General features: G+C 63.2%; 15 protein-coding genes. 11 read left to right on the top strand and 4 right to left on the bottom strand.

The window, feature by feature from the left end:
* Positions 1-100 precede the first annotated feature (100 nt).
* The 8 genes from RPF88_RS30380 to RPF88_RS30415 all read left to right on the top strand — a co-directional run bounded on the left by RPF88_RS30380 (position 101) and on the right by RPF88_RS30415 (position 8607).
* Positions 101-1129, top strand: coding sequence for a putative B6 ABC transporter substrate-binding protein (locus RPF88_RS30380; RefSeq protein WP_013529867.1), 1029 nt, complete (start codon positions 101-103; stop codon positions 1127-1129).
* Between the two features lie 76 nt (positions 1130-1205).
* Positions 1206-2774 (top strand): putative B6 ABC transporter ATP-binding protein, encoded by a 1569-nt coding sequence (locus RPF88_RS30385; RefSeq protein ID WP_337123783.1) that lies wholly within the window; start codon positions 1206-1208, stop codon positions 2772-2774.
* Entirely contained in the window at positions 2771-3868 is a 1098-nt protein-coding gene (locus RPF88_RS30390; protein WP_013529869.1) for a putative B6 ABC transporter permease subunit 2, read from the top strand. The genes RPF88_RS30385 and RPF88_RS30390 overlap by 4 nt, the downstream gene beginning before the upstream one ends.
* Before the next feature lie 3 nt (positions 3869-3871).
* Positions 3872-4807, top strand: coding sequence for a putative B6 ABC transporter permease subunit 1 (locus tag RPF88_RS30395; RefSeq protein ID WP_027039488.1), 936 nt, complete (start codon positions 3872-3874; stop codon positions 4805-4807).
* Positions 4808-4854: 47 nt separating this feature from the next.
* A complete protein-coding gene (pldA, locus tag RPF88_RS30400; protein ID WP_013529871.1) occupies positions 4855-5661 on the top strand; it encodes a 4-pyridoxolactonase in 807 nt (268 codons plus the stop codon).
* Between the two features lie 25 nt (positions 5662-5686).
* On the top strand, positions 5687-6865 hold the full coding sequence (gene ppaT / locus RPF88_RS30405) for a pyridoxamine--pyruvate transaminase (protein ID WP_337123784.1): 1179 nt from the start codon (positions 5687-5689) through the stop codon (positions 6863-6865).
* Positions 6866-6898: 33 nt separating this feature from the next.
* Positions 6899-7645, top strand: coding sequence for a pyridoxal 4-dehydrogenase, SDR-type (pldH, locus tag RPF88_RS30410; RefSeq protein ID WP_013529873.1), 747 nt, complete (start codon positions 6899-6901; stop codon positions 7643-7645).
* Positions 7646-7770: 125 nt separating this feature from the next.
* Positions 7771-8607, top strand: a complete 837-nt coding sequence (locus tag RPF88_RS30415) for a sulfite exporter TauE/SafE family protein (RefSeq protein ID WP_127366123.1) — start codon at positions 7771-7773, stop codon at positions 8605-8607.
* A 21-nt stretch (positions 8608-8628) separates the two neighbouring features.
* Here RPF88_RS30415 and RPF88_RS30420 read toward each other — a convergent pair whose 3' ends face one another.
* The 4 genes from RPF88_RS30420 to RPF88_RS30435 all read right to left on the bottom strand — a co-directional run bounded on the left by RPF88_RS30420 (position 8629) and on the right by RPF88_RS30435 (position 18037).
* Positions 8629-9978, bottom strand: a complete 1350-nt coding sequence (locus tag RPF88_RS30420) for an HlyD family type I secretion periplasmic adaptor subunit (protein ID WP_337123785.1) — start codon at positions 9976-9978, stop codon at positions 8629-8631.
* Positions 9975-11744: a type I secretion system permease/ATPase gene (locus RPF88_RS30425; RefSeq protein ID WP_337123786.1), complete on the bottom strand. Its 1770-nt coding sequence runs from the start codon at positions 11742-11744 to the stop codon at positions 9975-9977. Before RPF88_RS30425 ends, RPF88_RS30420 begins: the two co-directional genes overlap by 4 nt.
* A gap of 79 nt (positions 11745-11823) precedes the next feature.
* Positions 11824-17217, bottom strand: coding sequence for a DUF5801 repeats-in-toxin domain-containing protein (locus RPF88_RS30430; protein ID WP_337123787.1), 5394 nt, complete (start codon positions 17215-17217; stop codon positions 11824-11826).
* Between the two features lie 316 nt (positions 17218-17533).
* A complete protein-coding gene (locus RPF88_RS30435) occupies positions 17534-18037 on the bottom strand; it encodes a response regulator transcription factor (RefSeq protein WP_032809607.1) in 504 nt (167 codons plus the stop codon).
* A gap of 843 nt (positions 18038-18880) precedes the next feature.
* Here RPF88_RS30435 and RPF88_RS30440 point away from each other — a divergent pair.
* The 3 genes from RPF88_RS30440 to purU all read left to right on the top strand — a co-directional run bounded on the left by RPF88_RS30440 (position 18881) and on the right by purU (position 22037).
* Positions 18881-20137: an aminomethyltransferase family protein gene (locus tag RPF88_RS30440; RefSeq protein ID WP_337123788.1), complete on the top strand. Its 1257-nt coding sequence runs from the start codon at positions 18881-18883 to the stop codon at positions 20135-20137.
* A gap of 143 nt (positions 20138-20280) precedes the next feature.
* On the top strand, positions 20281-21174 hold the full coding sequence (locus tag RPF88_RS30445) for a methylenetetrahydrofolate reductase (protein WP_063172976.1): 894 nt from the start codon (positions 20281-20283) through the stop codon (positions 21172-21174).
* Positions 21171-22037, top strand: coding sequence for a formyltetrahydrofolate deformylase (gene purU / locus RPF88_RS30450; RefSeq protein WP_013529881.1), 867 nt, complete (start codon positions 21171-21173; stop codon positions 22035-22037). Before RPF88_RS30445 ends, purU begins: the two co-directional genes overlap by 4 nt.
* The last annotated feature ends 17 nt before the right edge of the window (positions 22038-22054 follow it).

Here is a 22054-nt window from a genome sequence, read left to right on the forward strand (position 1 = left end):
TTTGCCTGAGCTCCACAATGTAATTTTTCCTAGGCAGTCTATCTCGCTTTTGCGCAATAACAATAAGAATATTGATTGGTGAAACAACAGAGAGGGTAACATGTTAAAGCTTCTTAAGAGCAGTGTAAGTGCAGTTATATTGACCAGTGTCTTGTTGAGCGGCGCGCTTGCCGGCGAGGTCAAGTCGATCGCCATCCTCACGCCCGAAGAAGGCACGGACTATGGCTGGAACCAGCAAGGCATCGATGCCGCCAAGGCGGCTGGCAAGGCCGCCGGCGTCGAAGTGGTCGTGGCCCAGGGCCTCGGCTATGGCGATGTTCGTCCGACCTTGCGGGAACTTGCCTCCGACGGCGCCAGCCTGCTGATCGCGCATGCCAGCGGCTACAACACCTCGGCGCCTGAAATCGCCAAGGAATTGAAAGTTCCGGTGGCAATCGTCGACACGCCAGCCGGCCTGGAGAAGGGCCTTGTCGCCGACTATACGCTGAGCGGCCACGAGGGCGCCTATCTCGCCGGCCGTCTCGCCGCCAAGGTGTCGCGTTCCAAGTCGGTCGGCATCGTGGTGTCGGGCGAACCGCCATCGTGGAATTCGCAGTCGGCGGCGTTCGCGCAAGGCGTGAAGGCGGAGAACCCGGACGTCAAGATCACCTACGCGGTGATCGGCCCGGCCGCCTACAGCGATGCGGCCGGCGGCAAGCGCGTCACCGAAAGCGTGATCGCATCGGGCGCCGACATCATCTTCGGCCAAGGCAACGGTTCGAGCTTCGGCATGCTGCAGGCGGTCGAGACGACCAAGGCAGCCGATGGCGGCAAGGTCTATTTCATCGACGTCATCGGCGACAAGTCACCGATCGACAAGGGCTTCCTGCTGTCGTCGGTGGTGTGGAATATCGAGCCGGTCTATGCGGCGATGATTGCCGACCTGAAGGCGGACACGTTCGGCACCAAACACTATACGATCGGCCTCAAGGACGACTCGGTCAAGTTGCTGAAGACCGCTGCGATCCCGGACAATGTCTGGACGGAAATCCAGGCGCTGCGCGAGGACGTCATTTCCGGCAAGATCAAGGTCGAGCCGGTCTATGACGCGGCCGCCGTAAGGGCACTGATGACCAGCGTCGCCCAGTAAGGCGATCATGGTCGGCTGCCGGAGGGGTGATCCGTTCACCCCTCCGGACGATTCCTGTTTTTTGGTGCTGGGCTTCATGAGCGGTTTTTCTTCATCGTCCGTTGCCGGGCGCGACATCGTCGCGCTTGAAGGCGTGACCAAACGGTTCCCCGGCATCGTTGCCAATGACAGCGTCGACCTGTCGATCCGCCCGGGCGAAGTGCATGTGCTGCTGGGCGAGAACGGCGCTGGAAAATCGACATTGATCGGCATGTTGTCCGGCCTGCAGCAGCCTGACGAAGGACGCATACTGGTCGACGGCAAACCGACGCCGATCACCTCGCCACGCCATGCGCTGGCACTCGGCATAGGCACCGTATTCCAGCACATGATGCTGGTGCCGACGCTAACGGTGGCGGAGAACCTCCTGCTTGGCGGGCCGTGGTGGCAGCGCCCCAGGACCGAGGAACTGGCGGCGCGCGTCGCCGAGATCACCGGCACGCTCGGCATCACCGTCAAGCTTCAAGCCAAGGTATCGGAGTTGTCGCTCGGCGAGCAGCAGCAGGTCGAGATCCTGCGCGCGATGCTGCGCAACAGCCGGCTGCTCATCCTTGACGAGTCCACCTCCATGCTGACGCCGAAAGGTATCGACGAACTGGGCGCGCTGATGCGCCGCCTTGTCGAGCAGGGCCTTGCGATCGTCTTCATCACCCACAAGCTCAAGGAGGCGGCTGCCTTCGGCGACCGCATCTCGGTGCTGAAGCTTGGCCGCAAGGTCGGCGAGATTCCACCCGAGCGGTTTCGCACGCTGGGCGAACAGGAGATCGTCTCGGAGATCGTGGAATTGATGTTCGGCAAGCAGAAGGATGACCCGGAAGCCGTCGAGCGTCCTGTCCGCACTGCCCGCGCCGGCGCTGACCCGCTTCTTCAGGTGACGGACCTGGCGGTAGCGGCGACGGACAATGCGCCGGGCCTGTCGTCGATCTCCTTCGACATCCGCCCGGGCGAGATCCTCGGCATAGCCGGCATCGACGGCAACGGCCAGAAGCAGCTGGCGGAAGCGCTGGCCGGCCAGCGTACAGCCACAAGCGGCTCGGTGCGGCTGGACGGCGCCGCCATCGAGACGCTGAGCGTCGGCGAGCGCCGCCGGCGCGGCCTTCGCTACCTGACCGACGACCGACTGGGCGAGGGCACTGTCGGCACCTTCCCGGTCTCGATCAATTTCTTCCTCAAGCAGGTCGGCGCGGCCCCGTTCTGGCGCAACGGCGTCGAGCAGCGCGCGGAGATCGACAAGCGCGCCGCCCAGCTCGTGCGCGAATACGACGTGCGCACGCCGAGCCTGAAGACGCCCGTCGCGCGGCTGTCCGGCGGCAACATCCAGAAGGTGCTTCTGGCACGGGAACTGGCTGAAGGCGCCAAGCTGGTGATCTTCAACAAGCCGACCTATGGGCTCGATCTCGCCAACACATTGGCGTCGCGCCAGCGCATTCGCGATACGGCGGCGCGTGGCCTTGCCGTGCTGCTGATCTCCACCGACCTCGAGGAATTGCTTGGCATGTGCGACCGCATCGCCGTCATCGCCGACGGCGCTTTGGTCGGCACCGTCGAGAACGTAGACGACGCCCGCACAAAGGTCGGTCGCCTGATGATCGGACTTGCCGCATGAGCATCGACACCGCACCCACGGTCAGCGCCACCGCACTCGATGCCACGAGCGGGGCAGCGACGCGCCGCGACATCCTGCATCGGCTGCTGATGACGCTCGGCCCGATCCTTATCGCGCTGGTCATAGCCGGCTGTATCCTGCTTGCCGTCGGCGTCGACCCGCTGGCCTATTATGGCTTCGTGCTGGAGAAGGGACTGTTCTCGCCGCTCGGCATCCAGCAGACACTGACGCGCATGGCGCCGCTGCTGTTTCTCGCCGCCGGCCTGATCGTCGCCTTTCGCGCCGGCATGTGGAATCTGGGCGGCGACGGCCAGTTCCTGCTTGGCGCGGTGACGGCGGCTGCCAGCGCTCCCGTGTTCGTGCAGATCATGCCAGCCTGGCTGGCGCTGGTCTGCTCGTTCCTCATCGCCATGGTGGTGGCGATGATCTGGTCGCTGGTGCCGGCGCTGCTGCGTGCCTATCAGGGCGTCAACGAGATCATCACCACCCTGATGATGACGTTCCTCGGCACCTCGCTCGCCAATGTGCTGGTCAAGCTGGCGTTTCGCGACCCAAGCACGACCGTGCCGCAGACGCGCACGCTGCCGGTGGAGGACCGGCTGCCGCGCCTGTTCGAAACGACCATCACCAGTGGCCTGCTGCTTGGGCTGGCGGCGATCGTCATCGTGCATCTGGTGATGACGCGCACGGCGTTCGGGCTGAAGCTGAGGATCGTCGGCGCCAATCCACGAGCGGCGGTTCACTCGGGGCTCGGCGTTCCCGGCCTGACCGTCGCCGTCTTCGCCATTTCGGCCGGGCTGGCCGGGCTTGCCGGCGCCGTCGACATCATCGGCGTCCAGGGCAATGTCCGCGCCGACTGGAATCCCGCCTACGGGCTTGCCGTAATACCCGCCGTGTTTCTCGCCCGTATGAACGGCTTTGCGGCCATCGGCTTCGTATTCCTGCTTTCGGTGCTTTCGATCGGCGGCGAGAGCGCGGCGCGCCGGCTCGGCGTGCCCAATCATTTCACGCTGGTGCTGGTTTCCATCGTGCTGATCGTGCTCGCGCTCGCCGAATATTTCGATCACCGATACAACCAGTCGCGGAGGGCCTAGGGCATGACCGGGCTGTTCAGCGAGGTCTTTCTCAGCGCGCTGCTGTTCGGCGCCGTCACCGCAGCGATCCCGCTGCTGCTTGCCGGGCTCGGCGAGCAGATCTCCGAGAAGGCTGGCGTGCTCAATATCGGCATCGAAGGCATGATGCTGGCCGGCGCCTATCTCGGCTTTGTCGGCGCTTTCTATTCCGGGTCGCTGTGGCTGGGCTTTCTCACCGGCGCCGCCGGGGGTGCTGCGGTGGCGCTTGTCATGGCGCTGCTTTGCGTGCGCATCGGGCTCAACCAGATCGTCATCGGCATCGCGCTGACCTTGGGGCTGGAAGGCCTGACGGCGCTGCTCCACCATTTCCAGTTCTCGCGCAGCTACCCGCGCCTGCCCGCGGCGGATGCGACTGTCATTCCGCTGCTTTCGGACATCCCGGTCATCGGGCCTGCATTCTTCAAGCATCATCTGATCGTCTATCTGGCGGTCGCGCTGGTTTTCGGCATGGGCTACATCTACCGGCGCACGCAGCTGGGCCTCAATTTGCAGGCGGCAGGCGACAAGCCGGCCGCGCTCGATGTCGCCGGCATCGATGTCGTGCGGACCCGCACCATCGCCGTGCTGACGACCGGAGCGCTGGCCGGGCTCGGGGGCGCGTATCTCGCCAATGTCGGGGCCGGCCTGTTCATTCCGTTCATCACCAATGGCGCGGGCTTTCTCGGCATCGTGCTGGCCATGCTGGCGCGCGGTCGCCCGATCTGGGTGCTGTTCGGCGCGTTGCTGTTCGGTGTCTGCCTTTCGCTGACGACGGCCATGCAAGTGGCCGGCATCAACATACCGACCGACATCATCCAGATGCTGCCGTTCCTGGCGGTGATGATCATGCTGGTGCTGTTCGGCCGGCGCGCCAGCCTGCCGGCGGCGCTCGGCATTCCATATGAGCGCGGCGCGCGCTGAGGACAATTCATGCGCGGACGGGACCCGCGCCAATAAAGGAGGCAAGAATGTCGGATACCAAGGTCTACCTGCTCGACGGCGGCTCGCTCGTTCTCGACGGCTATCATGTGTTCTGGAACCGCGGCCCTGGCGGCGAAGTGCGCTTCCCCGTCTATTCGATCCTGATCGAACATGCCGAGGGCCGGTTCCTCATCGACACCGGCTACGACTACGATCACGTGATGAAGGTGCTGCCGTTCGAAAAGCCGATCCAGGAAAAGCACCAGACCATTCCCGGTGCGCTGGCGCTGCTCGGCCTCGAGCCGAAGGACATCGACGTCGTCGTCAATTCGCATTTCCACTTCGATCATTGCGGCGGCAACAAGTATTTTCCGCACGCCAAGAAGATCTGCCACCGGACCGAGGTGCCGCAGGCGTGCAATCCCGAACCTTTCGAGCACCTCGGCTATTCCGATCTGAGTTTTTCGGCGGAGGCTGCCGAAGCGCGTGGCGCGACCGGGCAATTGCTTGCGGGAACGACACGGGCGAATTCGACCTTTGAAGGCATCGATGGCGACGTCGAGCTTGCCAGGGGCGTCCGGCTGATCTCGACGCCCGGCCATTCGATCGGCCATTACAGCCTGCTGGTCGAGTTCCCCAAGCGCAAGCCGATCATGTTCACGATCGATGCGGCCTATACGCAGAAGAGCCTCGAGACGCTGTGCCAGGCGGCCTTCCACATCGATCCGGTGGCGGGCGTCAATTCGATGCGCAAGGTGAAGAAACTCGCCGAAGACCATGGCGCCGAGCTGATGTACTCGCACGACATGGACAACTTCAAGACCTACAAGACCGGCACGCAATTCTACGGCTGACCGCCGCCAATCCGGAGACAAGACGATGCGCTATCTCGAACACGCCGATCCGGTCATCACCCTGACCGCGGGACCGGTGAACGCCTATGCCGAAGTGCTGCGCGGTCTCGGCCGCACGGTGCTCTACGACTACGACCCGGCGTTCCAGCTTTTCTATGAGGGTGTGGTCGACAAGGCGCAAAAGGCGATGCGGCTGTCGAACAAGCCGGTCATCCTGCATGGCGAGCCGGTGCTTGGCCTGGAGGCCGCCGCGGCCTCGCTGATCACGCCGGACGATGTCGTGCTCAACCTTGCCTCCGGCGTTTACGGCAAGGGGTTCGGCTATTGGGCGAAGCGCTATTCGCCACATCTGCTTGAGATCGAGGTGCCCTACAACGAGGCGATAGATCCGCAGGCGGTCGAGGCAATGCTGAAGGCGCACCCGGAGATCACCGTCGTTTCCGTCTGCCACCACGACACGCCGTCCGGCACCATCAATCCGATCGACGCCATCGGCGCGCTGGTCTCAGCGCATGGCGGCTATCTCATCGTCGACGCCGTCTCGTCCTTTGGCGGCATGCAGACGCACCCGGAGGACTGCAAGGCCGGTATCTATGTCACCGGCCCGAACAAATGCCTGGGCGCGCCTCCCGGCCTGACGATGATGGGCGTCAGCGAGCGGGCCTGGGCCAAGATGAAGAGCAACGAGGCAGCCCCCCGCGCGTCGATGCTGAGCATCGTCGATTGGGAGCATGCGTGGTCGCGGGATAAGCCGTTTCCGTTCACGCCGTCGGTCTCGGAGATCAACGGGCTCGATGTCGCGCTCGACCTCTATCTCAATGAGGGACCGGAGGCGGTATGGGCGCGCCACGCGCTCACCGCCAAGGCCATGCGCGCGGGCATTGCTGCGATGGGCCTGTCGATCTGGGCGGCCAGCGACAGCATCGCGTCGCCGACCACGACCGCTGTCCGCACGCCCGAAGGTGTCGACGAGAAGGCGCTTCGCCAGGCTGCCCGCGCCCGTTACGGGGTGGTGTTTTCGTCTGGCCGCGGCGAGACCTTGGGCAAGCTGACGCGCATCGGCCATATGGGTCCGACCGCCCAGCCGATCTATGCGATCGCGGCGCTGACGGCACTTGGCGGCGCCATGAACGCGGCCGGCCAGAAACTGGCGATCGGCAGGGGTATCGACGCGGCGCTGGCCGTGATCGACGCCGACGCCTGAACAGATATCACCACGGATTGAGGGAGCATTTTCATGACTGAACGGCTTGCGGGGAAGACGGCCCTGGTTACGGGCGCTGCGCAGGGTATCGGCAAGGCGATCGCCGCGCGGCTCGCCGCCGACGGGGCAACCGTCATCGTCAGCGACATCAATGCCGAAGGCGCCAAGGCGGCGGCCGCGGCAATAGGCGGAAGGGCGAGGGCGATTGCCGCCGACATTTCCGATCCGGCCTCCGTCAAGGCACTCTTCGCCGAAATCCAGACCCTGACCGGGGGCATCGACATCCTGGTCAACAATGCCAGCATCGTGCCGTTCGTCGCCTGGGACGATGTCGACCTCGACCATTGGCGCAAGATCATCGACGTCAATTTGACAGGCACCTTCATCGTCAGCCGCGCCGGCACGGACCAGATGCGTGCGGCAGGCAAAGCTGGGCGGGTGATCAGCATCGCATCCAACACCTTCTTTGCCGGCACGCCGAACATGGCGGCCTATGTCGCGGCCAAGGGTGGCGTCATCGGCTTCACCAGGGCGCTCGCCACCGAACTCGGCAAATACAACATCACCGCCAATGCGGTGACGCCCGGCCTGATCGAGAGCGACGGCGTCAAGGCGAGCCCGCACAATGAGGCGTTCGGCTTCGTCGAGATGCTTCAGGCGATGAAAGGCAAGGGGCAGCCGGAACATATCGCCGATGTGGTCTCGTTCCTGGCCTCCGACGATGCGCGCTGGATCACCGGCCAGACGCTCAATGTCGACGCCGGGATGGTGCGCCACTAAAGCATTCCGCACCCCAAACCCCTGTACGCTTTCGGGCGATCTGCACCCAGGTCGCGACGGGCGGACAGGCGCGGCCAAAAAATGTATTCGCAAGGCCGCAGTCGGCCAATCAAGGAAAAATCACAGTGGACTTCGGATTCGACACGTCGGTTTTCGACGGGCTGACGATTGCAATGCTGGTCGCCGGTCTGGCCATGACCGGAATGGCCTCCGGCGTGCTCGCCGGTCTGCTGGGGGTCGGCGGCGGCATCGTCATCGTCCCGGTGCTGTTCTGGGTGCTTAGCCTGTTCCACTTTTCGCCTGCTGTGATCAGCCATCTGGCTGTCGCGACGTCGCTTGCGGTCATCATCCCCACCTCGATCTCGTCAATGCGGTCGCACAACAGGCGCAACAATGTCGATCGGCCTCTGCTCACTCTGTGGGGACCGGCCGTTTTCGTGAGTGCCCTGATCGGTGGCATCACGTCGAAGTTCATCCCGGGCGCCGGCTTGCGGCTGGTTTTCGGCGTCGTCGGCCTGCTGGTGGCCCTCAACATGGCGTTGCCGAAGCACCTCGTGATCTCCGATCACTTGCCGCAAAGCGGCTGGATCAACCGCGCGATCGCCTCTGTCATCGGCTTTGTCTCTTCGCTCATGGGAATCGGTGGCGGCACGCTCTCGGTGCCGACGCTTTCCAGCTTTTCCTTTCCTGTGCACCGGGCCGTCGGCACATCGTCGGCGCTTGGCCTGCTTATTGCGCTTCCGGCAGTGGCTGGCTTCATCTGGTCGGGTCTCGCAATCGCAGGCAGGCCTCCGCTCAGCCTGGGTTACGTCAGCCTGCCGGCGGTTGCCATCATAGCGCCCGTGAGCTTCCTCTTCGCACCCTTGGGCGCAAGGCTCGCCCACGCGCTCAATCCGCGCTACCTGAAACTTGCCTTTGCATTCTTCCTGGCGATCACGGCCGGGCGAATGCTGCTGTCTTGAATTTCGCTGGGCGGCGTACGCCTATTTTTCCCGCATCGCCCGGCGGAAGTTCTGCGTGATCGGCTCGGCGAGATAAGAGAGAACGGTGCGAGCCCCCGTCCGGATCATCGTCTCGCTCGACATGCCGGGCAGCAGCTTGCGGCCCTCCAGCTTGCCGAGTTCGCTTTTGTCGATCACAACCGTCGCGGCGAAATACGGTGCGCCGCTGCGCTCCTCAACCATGCGGTCGGCCGACACGATCTCCACGACACCCTCGAGCGGCGGCAGGTTGTAGCGGGCGAAGGCCGGGAAGCTGACGCGCGCGGGCTGTCCGGGTGCGATCGTCTCGACATCCTCCGGTTTGACCATGGCTTCGACCACGAGTTGTTGTCCGAGCGGTACGATCGTCATCAATGTATCGCCGGGTTTCACGACACCGCCCGCGGTGTGGACCTTCAGATCCATGACGATGCCGTCAACCGGTGCGACGACATCGGTACGGGTAAGCACGTCCCTGGCGGCACGCTCCTCCTGTCTCAGGTCGAACAGTTCCGCCTCGACCTTGCTCAACTCATCGACGGACTCGTTGAGCCGCACCGTATCGAGGTTCAGGATCTGCATGTCGATCTCGGCCATGGCGCTTCTGGCGCGGGCGATTGCGGCGATATTGGTGGCGCGCTCGCCCTCGATCTCCTGCTGCTGGCGTCTGAGCAACAGGTTCCGCTCGCGGGTGGTCAACCCCTTCTTGAGGAGACTCTCGAGGTCTTTGGTCTCACCCTCGATTGCCTCGATCTGTTTGTCCTTGGTGACGATAAGCTCTTCCAATCCCTTTATCTCCTCCTCGGTCTGGTGGCGGCGCTGGCTGAGGATTTCCCGCTCGTCCGCCAGATTGTGGTGCTTCGCAGCGAACACGTCACGCTGTGCGGCCACCGCGTCCCTTGCGGCGGTGGCGGGGTTGGCGAGCAACGCCGGATCGAACTCGATCTCGGCCCTGCCGTCACGCTCGGCCCTGAGACGCGCGGCCAGCGCCTCGCGCGTTGCTATCCGGTTCTGAATCAGGTCGAGCTGCGCCTTTGCCTGCGTGTCGTCGAGCCGGACGAGGATCTTGCCGGCCTTGACAATATCCCCGTTGGCTGCGTTCAATTCCGCGATGATGCCGCCCTCGAGGTGCTGGATCAGCTTGCGGTCGCCGGCGACCTTGATAACGCCCGGCGCCACAGCGGCGCTGTCCAACGGTGCCAGGGCCGCCCAACCTCCCGCGACGCCGAAGAACAGGAACATGATCGCGAACCCGGTGCAGGTCACGCCAGTGAGACGCAGCGGCATCGGTTGCAGCAGGGTGGGCGGCGGAAGGGGCAGCGGCACGACGTTCAATTCCGGGGGGCGGCTCATGCTTCCTTGACCTCTTTGGTTTCCTTGACCACTTCGAGGGCAGGCAACTGGGCAGCCTTGGGCAGATGGGCCACCTTGCTGACGCGGTTGGCGAGTTCGTTGAAGACATGGTCGCGCGGCCCGAAGAGATCTTGCTGACCCCTGTTGAGGACCAGTATCTTGTCTACCTTCTCCAAGATGTTGGCGCGGTGCGCGATCAGGATAACGGTTGTGTTCGTCGCCTTGGCCACGCCGAGAGCGGCAATCAATGCCTCCTCGCCCTCCCTGTCGAGGTTGGAATTGGGTTCGTCGAGGATAAGCAGCGTGGGGTCGCCGTAAAGTGCCCGCGCCAGCCCGATGCGTTGGCGCTGCCCGCCCGACAGTATCGCACCCGCCTCGCCGATCTCGGTGCCGTAGGCCTTCGGCAGCCCCTTGATGAGTTCGTGGACGCCGGCCAACTGCGCTGCCTTGATCACGTGCTGGAAGACCGCCGGATTGACCGTCGCAAAGCGGGCGATGTTGTCGGATACGGTGCCGGCGAAGAGTTCGATGTCCTGCGGCAAATAGCCGACATAACGGCCACGGTCTTCCGCCGCCCATTGGGCAACATCCGTTCCGTCCAGCAAGGCACGCCCCCCCGACGGGCGCCAGGCACCGGCAAGTATGCGCGCCAGGCTCGTCTTGCCGGCCCCGCTCGGACCGATCAGGGCCATCGCTTCACCCGGCTCGAGACGGAAGCTGATGCCTTTCAGGATGTGCTCGCCACCCTGTCGGGCAAGCACAAGGTTGTCGGCCTCAAACCTGCCTTTCGGACGGGGCAGTGGCAGGACCGGTGTGGCTTCCCGGTGCTGTCCGGCGACCGCGGTGAGGCGTTTGTAAGCGGCACGCGCTCCCACCGTCGCCTTCCATGTGCCGATCGCTTGCTCGACCGGCGACAAGGCGCGACCCATCAGGATCGAGGCGGAGATCATGATGCCTGGCGAGGCCTCGTTGCGAAGAACCAGATAGGCGCCGAGGCCGAGTATGGCCATTTGCAGGGCCAGCCGGTGGCAACGCGCGATGGCCGCGATGACGCCGCCACGGTTGGCGGCAAGAACCTGTCCCTTGTTGGCCTCGTCCTGTTGGGCCTTCCAGCCTTCCAGCAATGGCTTCAACATGCCCATCGCCTGGACGACCTCGGCGTTGCGGATCGCCGCCTCGGCTTGCACATAGGCCCGCGACTGTGCGCTTGCGGCCTCGGTCAGCGGCTTGCGTGTGAGGTATTCGTTGAGCAGCGCCAAAGCAAACAGCACGATCCCGCCGCAAAGCGCCAACCAGCCCAGCCATGGGTGCATGAAGAATATGGCAACGAAGAACAACGGTGCCCAAGGCGCGTCGAGGATCGGGAAGATGCTGGGGCTGGTGAAGAAGTTGCGCACTTGATCCAGGTCGCGCAGCGGACGGGCGTTGGCTTGGCCTGGCGCCGAGGCGGCATATTCCACCGATGCGGTCAGGAGAACCGGTGCCAATCGCGCGTTCATCCACGATCCGACGGTAGCCAGCAGGCGCCCGCGCACCACCTCCAGCCCCGCCATTGCCGCGAGCGCCCCTGCCGCCATCAGCGACAGCATCACCAGCGTCTCCAGGCTGTGGCTGGACAACACGCGGTGGTAGACTTGGAGCATGTAGAGCGCTCCGGTCAGCATCAGCACGTTGATGCCGCCGCTGAACCAGACAAGCGGCCGGATGGCACGTCTGGCCTCTTTCATCACCACCTGCAGGGCAGGGGGCTGTTGTTTGGTTTTCATCGTTATTTCTCTGGTGTGCGGGATGACATCTCGTGCGGGAAGGTTGGGGGCAGCATTGGCTGCCCCCCGTTGGCCAGTGTCAGGCGACGTCGACAAGTATGTGCTGCATCGCCGTCTGGTCCGCGTCCGCGTCCGCCACTTTGAAGGCGAAGTCGAGGTGGGCATCCGGCGTCTGGGTCGAGGTCGAGGTGAAGCCGATGTCCGTGATCTTCAGCACGTCGTTGTCGGTGGGGTCGAAATTCACCAGGTTGGTGGTCGCATCGCTGCCGCCACCGGCGCCGGTCGTCGGGTTCAGGTTGATTGCCGTGTTGTTGCCGGTGATGCCGTTGCCCGACTGCATGATCTGGACACCCTGCAACACGAAGTGCTCGCCGGCTGCGTTGTAGTCGTTCTGCTCGATGATCACGAGGCCGTCATTGTTGTCGAGCGTGAACTCGCCGCTGTACGGGGCCGGGACGTGACCCATCTTGAAGATGTCGGCATTCTGCACGTACATCGCCCTCGTAATCGAGACATCGTCGAGCGTCGACGCCGTGCCCTTGTCGTCGATCAGGTTGAGGATCAGCATCAGATCCTCGCTGTTGCCGATGCCGTCGAACTTGATGGCCATGGTGCCGGCGGTCGCTGTCGGCTGGGTAGCTTCGTTCTGACTGTTGATACCGACGTTGCTGTCGAAGAACCGCAATGTGAGCAGTTCGCCTTTCTGGATCGTGTCACCGGCGACACCGTTGGTACTCTGCGTCGCGGATACCCAGCTTTCATTGGCGTTGCTCACCATCTCGTGACCACCTAGGGTGAAGGTGGCGTCGCCGGATGACCCCTCGCCATTGGCTGTCAAGCTGAACGGGTTGGCTTTGTTGATCAAGTTGCCCGTGAACTGCACGTAGAAGTTTTCGTTAGCCGGCGTATTCGGATCATCAGCCTGCAATTTTTCCAGCACGATCTGTGGGTGGCCCGTATTGCCGAGGGGCTCCTTGGACAAGAGTTGGCTGGTGTGGATAACGTCGAAGCTGAAGCCTTCGAGAGGGTCGGTCAGGTGGATGGTATAAGTATCGGCAATCTTGTCGAAGACGAGGGTGCCGCCCGCCGTTCCGGTCTGGGTGCCAGCCGCCGGATCCTTGTCGTAGGTGAAAGTGAAGTTGAACGTCGCGGAGGTAAGGCTCTCCGACGCCAGCGTCACCTCCGAGGTGAGAATGTTACCGCCGCCGCCGCCGGTGATCGTGCCGGCGAGCCCGATCCGGACGCCGGCAAGCGCGCCATTCTGGTCGACAAAGTCAGAACCACTCGCATAGAACGCGGCCGGATGAGCATCCGCGCCGATGTCGTACCCGAAGGCTCCGGTGGCCGACGCGTTGAGCGTGTTGGCCAGAGTCTCGGGGGTCCCGATACCGTTGCCGGCGTTCTGGTCACCGTCGAACGGCACTGTGATCGTCGGCGCATCATCCTTGAAGACGAGGCTTGTACCGATGTTGACACTGTCCGAGGCCTGGTCGCCGTCACCGTCGGTGATGATCGCCGTCAAGGTTACGAGATCATCGGCTGCCAGCGATGTTTGCTGATCCGGTCCGGTGTCGGGCGAGTGTATGACGGCACGTGCCTGATCGAGCGTCACGGTCCCGTCAACAGCCACGCTCACCGTGAACACAATATCGCCAGCGGCTGAACCGGCACGACCGACCACCTCGCCGCCTTCGACGAAAAGCAGGACGGACAGGCCGGTCAAGGTGTCAGTGAGGCCGCTAACGTTCGTAACCTGATTGATGCCGAGCGCATAGCTGATAGCGTCACTATCCGCGCCGGCGTTTGGGGTGAAAACGGTCGCGAAATCCGCACTGTTGGCACCCAAGTTGGACTCGTCGACGGTCAGCGTCGGCTCGGCGCCGCTGGTCGAGATGCTCGGGCCATCATCCTTGAAGTTGAGGTTCTGGCCGATGTCGAGGCTGGCCGACAGGTGGTCGCCATCCTTGTCGGTGACAGTCGCGGTGAGCGTGACCAGATTGTCGGCGGCCAGGCTGGTGCTGTCGTCGGGGTTGCTGGCGTCGGCATGGACCACCGCCCGGAGCTGGTCAAGGGTGACGGCGCCGGCGGCGCTGACGGAGACGGTGAATACGAGGTCGTTGGAGCCGATGGTGTGGCCTTCAACGACGCTGCCATTGAGCGAGAGGATGACCGCCTGACCGGTCGCCGTGTCGATCAGACCCGAAGGGCCTGCCACGACGCCCAGTGCGTAGGTCAGCATGCCGGCCCCGTCGGCACCGAAGCCCGAACTGAAGTTGGCGGCAAAGCTCTGCGTGTCGTTGGTGGTAAGAACCGACTCGTCGACGGTCAGCGTCGGCTCGGCGCCGGTGGTCGAGATGCTCGGGCCATCATCCTTGAAGTTGAGATTCTGGCCGATGTCGAGGCTGGCCGACAGGTGGTCGCCATCCTTGTCGGTGACGGTCGCGGTGAGCGTGACCAGATTGTCGGCGGCCAGGCTGGTGCTGTCGTCAGGGTTGCTGGCGTCGGCATGGACCACCGCCCGGAGCTGGTCGAGGGTGACGGCGCCGGCGGCGCTGACGGAGACGGTGAATACGAGGTCGTTGGAGCCGATGGTGTGGCCTTCGACGACGCTGCCATTGAGCGAGAGGATGACCGCCTGGCCGGTCGCCGTGTCGATCAGACCCGAAGGGCCTGCCACGACGCCCAGTGCGTAGGTCAGCGTGCCGGCCCCGTCGGCGCCGAAGCCCGAACTGAAGTTGGCGGCAAAGCTCTGCGTGTCGTTGGTGGTAAGAACCGACTCGTCGACGGTCAGCGTCGGCTCGGTGCCGGTGGTCGAGATGCTCGGGCCATCATCCTTGAAGTTGAGATTCTGGCCGATGTCGAGGCTGGCCGACAGGTGGTCGCCATCCTTGTCGGTGACAGTCGCGGTGAGCGTGACCAGATTGTCGGCGGCCAGGCTGGTGCTGTCGTCGGGGTTGCTGGCGTCGGCATGGACCACCGCCCGGAGCTGGTCAAGGGTGACGGCGCCGGCGGCGCTGACGGAGACGGTGAATACGAGGTCGTTGGAGCCGATGGTGTGGCCTTCAACGACGCTGCCATTGAGCGAGAGGATGACCGCCTGACCGGTCGCCGTGTCGATCAGACCCGAAGGGCCTGCCACGACGCCCAGTGCGTAGGTCAGCATGCCGGCCCCGTCGGCACCGAAGCCCGAACTGAAGTTGGCGGCAAAGCTCTGCGTGTCGTTGGTGGTAAGAACCGACTCGTCGACGGTCAGCGTCGGCTCGGCGCCGGTGGTCGAGATGCTCGGGCCATCATCCTTGAAGTTGAGATTCTGGCCGATGTCGAGGCTGGCCGACAGGTGGTCGCCATCCTTGTCGGTGACGGTCGCGGTGAGCGTGACCAGATTGTCGGCGGCCAGGCTGGTGCTGTCGTCAGGGTTGCTGGCGTCGGCATGGACCACCGCCCGGAGCTGGTCGAGGGTGACGGCGCCGGCGGCGCTGACGGAGACGGTGAATACGAGGTCGTTGGAGCCGATGGTGTGGCCTTCGACGACGCTGCCATTGAGCGAGAGGATGACCGCCTGGCCGGTCGCCGTGTCGATCAGACCCGAAGGGCCTGCCACGACGCCCAGTGCGTAGGTCAGCGTGCCGGCCCCGTCGGCGCCGAAGCCCGAACTGAAGTTGGCGGCAAAGCTCTGCGTGTCGTTGGTGGTAAGAACCGACTCGTCGACGGTCAGCGTCGGCTCGGTGCCGGTGGTCGAGATGCTCGGGCCATCATCCTTGAAGTTGAGATTCTGGCCGATGTCGAGGCTGGCCGACAGGTGGTCGCCATCCTTGTCGGTGACGGTCGCGGTGAGCGTGACCAGATTGTCGGCGGCCAGGCTGGTGCTGTCGTCGGGGTTGCTGGCGTCGGCATGGACCACCGCCCGGAGCTGGTCGAGGGTGACGGCGCCGGCGGCGCTGACGGAGACGGTGAATACGAGGTCGTTGGAGCCGATGGTGTGGCCTTCGACGACGCTGCCATTGAGCGAGAGGATGACCGCCTGACCGGTCGCCGTGTCGATCAGACCCGAAGGGCCTGCCACGACGCCCAGTGCGTAGGTCAGCGTGCCGGCCCCGTCGGCGCCGAAGCCCGAACTGAAGTTGGCGGCAAAGCTCTGCGTGTCGTTGGTGGTAAGAACCGACTCGTCGACGGTCAGCGTCGGCTCGGCGCCGGTGGTCGAGATGCTCGGGCCATCATCGTCGAAGTTGATGTGGGAGCCGACCTCTTCGCTATAGGCGTTGGTGCTCGTCGCCGAGAAATGGAACTCGGAGATGTCGCACCCCTCGTTTGCATCGACCCCTTTGACCGTCAGCCGATCCATTGGGCTGCCGGTGGTGATATCGACGGTGGTGGTGTTGTCGAGCCCGGTGATGGTGACGGCGTTTCCGGTCCCGCTGAGCCCGGTGACGGTGATGTTGCCGCTGCCGGTCGCATAGGTGCCATCGACAGTGATGACGGACGCAAACCCCGATGTACCCGTCAACTTGATGCCGGTGATATCCACGGGGCTGGTCGTGGTGCCGTCAAAGAAGTTCGTGCCTTGGTCGTTGCCCGTATTGTTGAAGGCGCTGACGGTGACGTCCACACGCGCAGTCGGAGTGGAAGGTGTGATCTGGCTGATCGTGAACCCGGCCTGCGTGATGGTCTCGATGTGGTTGCCGTACTGGATTTGCGACGCACTCCCTGCGTTCAGGGTACCGCCGGTGACAAAATCGACCTGCAGCGTTTCGTTCGGATTGATGCTCTGGTTGTTGATGCCGAAGCCCTGTTCGCTGACGTTGGCACTGCCACCGTTCAAACCGATTACCAGCAGCTGCTTGGAAGCGTCATTGGCCGAATTGATCAGATAGAAATCATTGTTGCCGGGCGCGGCGGCTGAGCCCAGAAAACTAGCCACGGAGGTGCCGGTGACCGACGCGAACACCTTGTTGGTCAAACCGATACGGTCGTCCGGATTGGTCGCGTCCGGATTGAGCAACGGCACATACTCGACCGTGTACAGGTCCGCATTGGTGGCGCTGGTGCTGACCAGCCCAAACGAGAAAGCGAGCGGGCCGGTTGCGGCCGGTGCGGCGGACGGGTCAGAGGTGCCGATGACACCGATTACGACGTTTGCATGGGTCGGGTCTGCGTCTTTGAACAGCCAGACATAATTGCCATCGACCGTCTGAATGCCGCTGTTGACGCCGACGGTGGTGGAAAACGGGGTTCCGGTGAGATTCTGGGAGAGGACGACCGAGGTGATGGTTTCTCCCGCGCTCGCCGAGGCCACGACGAAGTTGGCCTGGAAGGCGACCTCCGGCGAGGTCAGCCCACCCGGATCGTCGAGACTTAGGAGATATTGCACCGTGGGGTTGGTATCGTAAGGCGGAATGGCCGGATTGATATCATCGTCCGTAAAACCGGTGGTCTCGTCGAGGACGATGTCCTGGGTCAAGATGTCGAGTGCCATGGAGATTCTCCTTGGTTCAAAATTCTCTCTGGAAAAGGGATGCAGCCCCTAATGCCGGAAATGCACCTACCCCGGTGCAGCCGGTCGCATACTGAAATGCGCCCCTCCAATTTCATTGTGCCGCCGGCGCAGAGGGCGCGTCCATTCCCGCTTCGATAGTATTGCGGTCAATGTCCGCACCTGATCGAACGATATATATCCATCGATAGGTCAGGTTGACCGGCGCTGCGGGAGGTCGCGCAGGCACGCGCCAGATGCCGTCAGACGGCTCTGCGGCCGTTGCCGTGCGTACAATGTCGGTGCGAGTGGAGAGTGTTCAGAGCAGGCCGGTTCGGCCCATTCCCGGACGCTCGGCGGCTTTGCCGTGCGTCATCCAGGCCAGTTCCGCCCGGCCGCCTAGGTGCAACTTCTCGTAGACGTGATGCAGGTGCATCTTCACCGTGCCTTCGGATAAATGCAGCCGCTGCGCGATGGTCTTGTTGCGCAGCCCGCGCGAGACGAGATCGGCGATTTCGGTCTCCCGCCCGGTCAGCCGGGACATTGGCTGCGGCTGCGAACCGGGCATCAGCAGCTGCTGGACGATCTTGTTGTCGATCCACTTCTTGCCCGCCGCCACCGCATTCACGCATTCGATGAGAAAGCGGTGGCTGATGCCGTCCAGAAACAGGCCATCGACGTCGAGCGTCTGTATTTCCCTGACATCGAGCCTGCCGGTTGGCTGTACGATGAAGATGATGCCGAGAGCGCTGTTGCCGGCCTTCAGCCGTGAGGAAAGACCTGATGTCTGCTGATCCGCGAGATCCACGCCTACGATGACCATATCAGGCTGATGGCGCTCCACATGAGCGAGAACGTCCACAGGGCGGCGACACTGGGCGACAACATCGTGTCCAGCCTTCTGCAACACCCATTCCAGACCGGCGAGATATACCCCCCGCGGGTCCGCGACAACCACTGTTGACATGCGAACACCGTCCGTAAAAAACGCAACGAACTTGGTTAAATACCCGTAAAATCAGGAAACCAGAGCCCACATCGATTGTCAAGGAATAGCTAATATACATATTGCTATAATCTACGACGGACCGGCGGGCTCCCTCGCAGCGTAGCAGGCCGGCTGACGATTCTGCGGAGGCGATGCTGGACCTGGTTGAAATGCCAGCATTCGATCGCACGATGATCCGCGGAATCGAAGTCGAAATCGCCGGACGTCTCACCGCACTCCTGGGTGAGAAATTTGCTAGCGCCAGCGCGCTACCGCCTTTCCCCCCACGCGTCGAGCTGCCAATTCAGGCTTCGACGCTACGGCTGAACGGGCCGAGCTTGTGCGGTGAGACGGCGTTACCTGGTCGACCGCAAGCGAGCATTTGCCGGTGAAGGCTGACAGCGAAAGCAATCCGACGGCGGCTTCAAATATTCAGGTTGAACTGCGGGTATGCCGTCGGCAACCGGGGGCATTCCGAAAAACGCTGCGAAGTGAAAGTCTCACCCAAGATACGGATGAGGCAAGAGACATCTGACTGAGCGGGTTGCTGCTCGCAGGAAGCCGTCCCTGCGGTCTGTGCTTGGATGGTTTCGTTTCCATGGCGCGAGGTGCGCTGTTCTTCAGCCGTTGTCGTCGAATGTCGCAGCAAAGTGCCTTGCGACTGGGAGGAGACCTGGAATGAACGACATCAAATTCACGTCCGGCCTGAGCGTGGTGGCAGATGCCCATGTCGCCTTTCGCGGCACGCCCTTCGTCGAACGGACGGCGCCACTGAACCAGAACGCACTCTGGATGCGCTGGGACAGGAACATGGTCGTCGATTGCTACTCCGATATGGTCGAGGAACTGGCGGCTATCCGCAACAGGGTGGCCATGGGCGACATGTCACCACTGTCGAAATATGTCATTGCCGGTCCGGATGCCGAGAGGATGATGGATGCGCTCATCCCGCGCGACATCAAGAAGCTGCAGGTCGGCCAGATCTACTATGCACCGTGGTGCGACGAGAACGGCCATGTCATCGGCGACGGTCTGGTTTTCCGCATGGATGAAACCACCTTCCGCGTTTCCGCCGATCCCGGCCTTTCCTGGTGGAAGCAGCATGCCGAAGGCCTCGACGTCCGTGTCACCGACATATCCGATAGCTACGGCATCCTCACCTTGCAGGGACCGCGTTCCCGCGAAGTGCTGGAGGCTGTCACCCAGTCCGTGCAGGAATTGCCGTTCTCTCGCTTGGCCATCGTCACAATTGCCGGCAGACGGGTCGAGATCCTGCGCCAGGGTTTTACCGGCGAGCATGGCTATGAATTGTGGGTCAAGGCGGATGACGGCGCCGCCGTGTGGGACGCGGTCGAGGCGGCAGGCAAGCCTTTTGGCATCCTTCCTGCCGGCGCCTGGGCGCTCGACATAGCACGTCTCGAAGCCGGGCTGCTGATCGTTGGCTACGACTATACAAGTGCCGGCCCAGACCATGGCGGCGCCGGCATTCAGGCAGCTGGAAAGTATCGTGCGTCGCCCTTCGACCTCGGCCTGGGCCGGCTGGTCGACTTTCGCAAGGCCGATTTCATCGGCAAGGCCGCGCTGCAGCGCATGTCGAACACGGGTGACCATCGCCAGCTCGTCGGGCTCGACATCGACTGGTCGCAAGCCCTCGACGGCAAGGGGCTTGAGAGCAATGCGCCCGGAAATCTGCGGCGCGTGCAGTGGTATCCGCTGAAAGCCTTTCGCGGCGGGAAGGAAGTTGGGCACGCCAGCAGCGTCGCCTGGTCACCTTCGACCGGCAGGATGATCGGCTTCGGCCATCTGCGGCGTGAGGCCGCCGAGACCGGCACCGAGCTCACGCTGAAGTGGAACAAGGATGGCGTGGCGGCCGATGTCAGGGCGCGTGTCGTGGCGCTGCCGTTCCTGTCGCTCAAACGCGCCGCCAACGGGTAGCGAAACGCTGTTTCAGAACTGAGAGTCCTGTCGTTGCATCCTCCCGCGACGACAAGCCGGGCAGCTGGTCTGCCCGGCTCCCATTGCCGCGGCCTAGGGTGCCGCGAAATCGTGAAGCTGGTCGGGAGAGACCTGGAAAGATCATGAACGACATGCGCCAAGAGCTTATCCAGACGCGAGGTTCGGCTACATTTGCGTTCGACGCGGAGGTGTCGATTGAACTGGCACCGGCGCAGGCACGCACCTTTGCGCCACCAGCCGACTGCTTCCCGCTTGGCTCGCGCGTCTTTCTTACTCACCTTCCCGGCAAGCCCGAGGCTTTGCAAATCGAAGCAGCGCGCCGGATCAAGGAGTTGGGCTTTGTGCCGGTGCCACATCTGGGCGCGCGGAACTTCAATTCGGAGCAGGACTATGTCGATCTTGTCACCGCCCACAGTCGAAACGGGATAAGTGAAGCGCTCTTTCTTGGCGGCAATCCGGCTCTCTTTCCGGGGCCGTTGGGAGAGGCAACCCAGTTGCTCGCCCATCCCGTGGTCAAAGACAGTGCGATACGAACCGCCTTCGTCGCCGGCTATCCGGAAGGGCATCCAAGCATCGTCGAAGCCGTGCTGACGGACGCATTGCGGCGCAAGCTCGAGATCTGTGCCGAGCGGTCGCTGGAAGCCAGGGTCGTATCGCAATTCGCCTTCGATGGCGACATGATCGCCGCCTGGGCGAGCAGTCTGCATACGGCGCATCCCGGGCTGCCGGTTCATGTTGGTCTGGCCGGTGTGACCAGCCTTACCAAACTCATCCGGTTCGCCATGATGTGCGGTGTCGGCCCTTCGATCGCGGCGCTGCGGCGTTCCGCCAGCGGCCTCTTCAACATCGTGGCCGACCGGAACCCAGCCGAGATCTTACAAACCATGGCGGCAAGCTACCCGGCGCCGACCGCGCCACTACACCTCCATTTCTTCCCATTCGGCGGATGGGAAAAGACGCTTGCCTGGTTCGCCGATTATCGCGAGGCGTGCTGGCCGCGGGTCAACGAACGATGAATTGTGCAGCGCTTCGACTGTCGTTCATTCTGACGCTGTCCTGCGAAGACCAGGCCGGGATCGTAGCGGCAGTGACGACCGAACTCGCCAACCTTGGCACGAACATTGCTGAAAGCAGCCAGCATTGGGACAGGGCCTCGAACCGTTTCTTCATGCGCATTGCCTTTTCGGCGCCCGCCTGGGTGTCTGCCGATGCCATCACCAAGGGACTTGCGCCTGTGGTGGATCGCTTCGGCCTGAGCAGCCGCCTGCTTGAGCGGAGCCGTCGGCCGAAAATCGTCATCATGGTCTCGAAGTTTGACCATGCATTGCTTCACCTCATCTACCAGATCCGTGTTGGCTGGCTCGAAGCCGAGGTCGCAGCGATCATCTCCAACCACGAAGACAGCCGCGAAACTGCGGCATGGGCTGGCATTCCCTACCACGTCTTGCCCATCTCGAAGGAGAACAAGCAGGAACAGGAAGGCCGGATACTGGCGGTGATCGAGGACGTCGGCGCCGACCTCGTCGTCCTGGCTCGCTACATGCAAGTGTATTCCGACGACCTCGCGGGGCGCCTGTTCGGCAAGGTCATCAACATCCACCATTCGTTCCTGCCAAGCTTCAAGGGCGCGCGGCCGTATCACCAGGCTTTCGAGCACGGAGTGAAGCTGATCGGCGCCACGGCTCACTATGTGACCGCTCAACTCGACGAGGGGCCGATCATCGAGCAGGAAACCGAGCGGGTAACGCATTCCATGAGCGTCGAGGATTTTATCGCGGCCGGCCGTGACATCGAAAGCCGCGTTCTGGCGCGTGCCATCAAACGGCACCTCGAAGCCCGCGTGATGATCAACGGACGAAAAACGGTTGTGTTCGCGTAAGGCGGCAACACCGACCC

Source organism: Mesorhizobium sp. ISC11 (genome assembly GCF_037162595.1).
GTDB lineage: Bacteria > Pseudomonadota > Alphaproteobacteria > Rhizobiales > Rhizobiaceae > Mesorhizobium > Mesorhizobium ciceri.

Bases quoted from the DNA above. Each gene is read 5' to 3' on its own strand.
- ppaT (WP_337123784.1), top strand. From the start codon at position 5,687: ATGCGCTATCTCGAACACGCCGATCCGGTCATCACCCTGACCGCGGGA.
- RPF88_RS30445 (WP_063172976.1), top strand. From the start codon at position 20,281: ATGAACGACATGCGCCAAGAGCTTATCCAGACGCGAGGTTCGGCTACA.
- pldH (WP_013529873.1), top strand. From the start codon at position 6,899: ATGACTGAACGGCTTGCGGGGAAGACGGCCCTGGTTACGGGCGCTGCG.
- RPF88_RS30435 (WP_032809607.1), bottom strand. From the start codon at position 18,037: ATGGTCATCGTAGGCGTGGATCTCGCGGATCAGCAGACATCAGGTCTT.
- RPF88_RS30440 (WP_337123788.1), top strand. From the start codon at position 18,881: ATGAACGACATCAAATTCACGTCCGGCCTGAGCGTGGTGGCAGATGCC.
- RPF88_RS30430 (WP_337123787.1), bottom strand. From the start codon at position 17,217: ATGGCACTCGACATCTTGACCCAGGACATCGTCCTCGACGAGACCACC.
- purU (WP_013529881.1), top strand. From the start codon at position 21,171: ATGAATTGTGCAGCGCTTCGACTGTCGTTCATTCTGACGCTGTCCTGC.
- RPF88_RS30380 (WP_013529867.1), top strand. From the start codon at position 101: ATGTTAAAGCTTCTTAAGAGCAGTGTAAGTGCAGTTATATTGACCAGT.
- pldA (WP_013529871.1), top strand. From the start codon at position 4,855: ATGTCGGATACCAAGGTCTACCTGCTCGACGGCGGCTCGCTCGTTCTC.
- RPF88_RS30385 (WP_337123783.1), top strand. From the start codon at position 1,206: ATGAGCGGTTTTTCTTCATCGTCCGTTGCCGGGCGCGACATCGTCGCG.
- RPF88_RS30390 (WP_013529869.1), top strand. From the start codon at position 2,771: ATGAGCATCGACACCGCACCCACGGTCAGCGCCACCGCACTCGATGCC.
- RPF88_RS30420 (WP_337123785.1), bottom strand. From the start codon at position 9,978: ATGAGCCGCCCCCCGGAATTGAACGTCGTGCCGCTGCCCCTTCCGCCG.
- RPF88_RS30395 (WP_027039488.1), top strand. From the start codon at position 3,872: ATGACCGGGCTGTTCAGCGAGGTCTTTCTCAGCGCGCTGCTGTTCGGC.
- RPF88_RS30425 (WP_337123786.1), bottom strand. From the start codon at position 11,744: ATGAAAACCAAACAACAGCCCCCTGCCCTGCAGGTGGTGATGAAAGAG.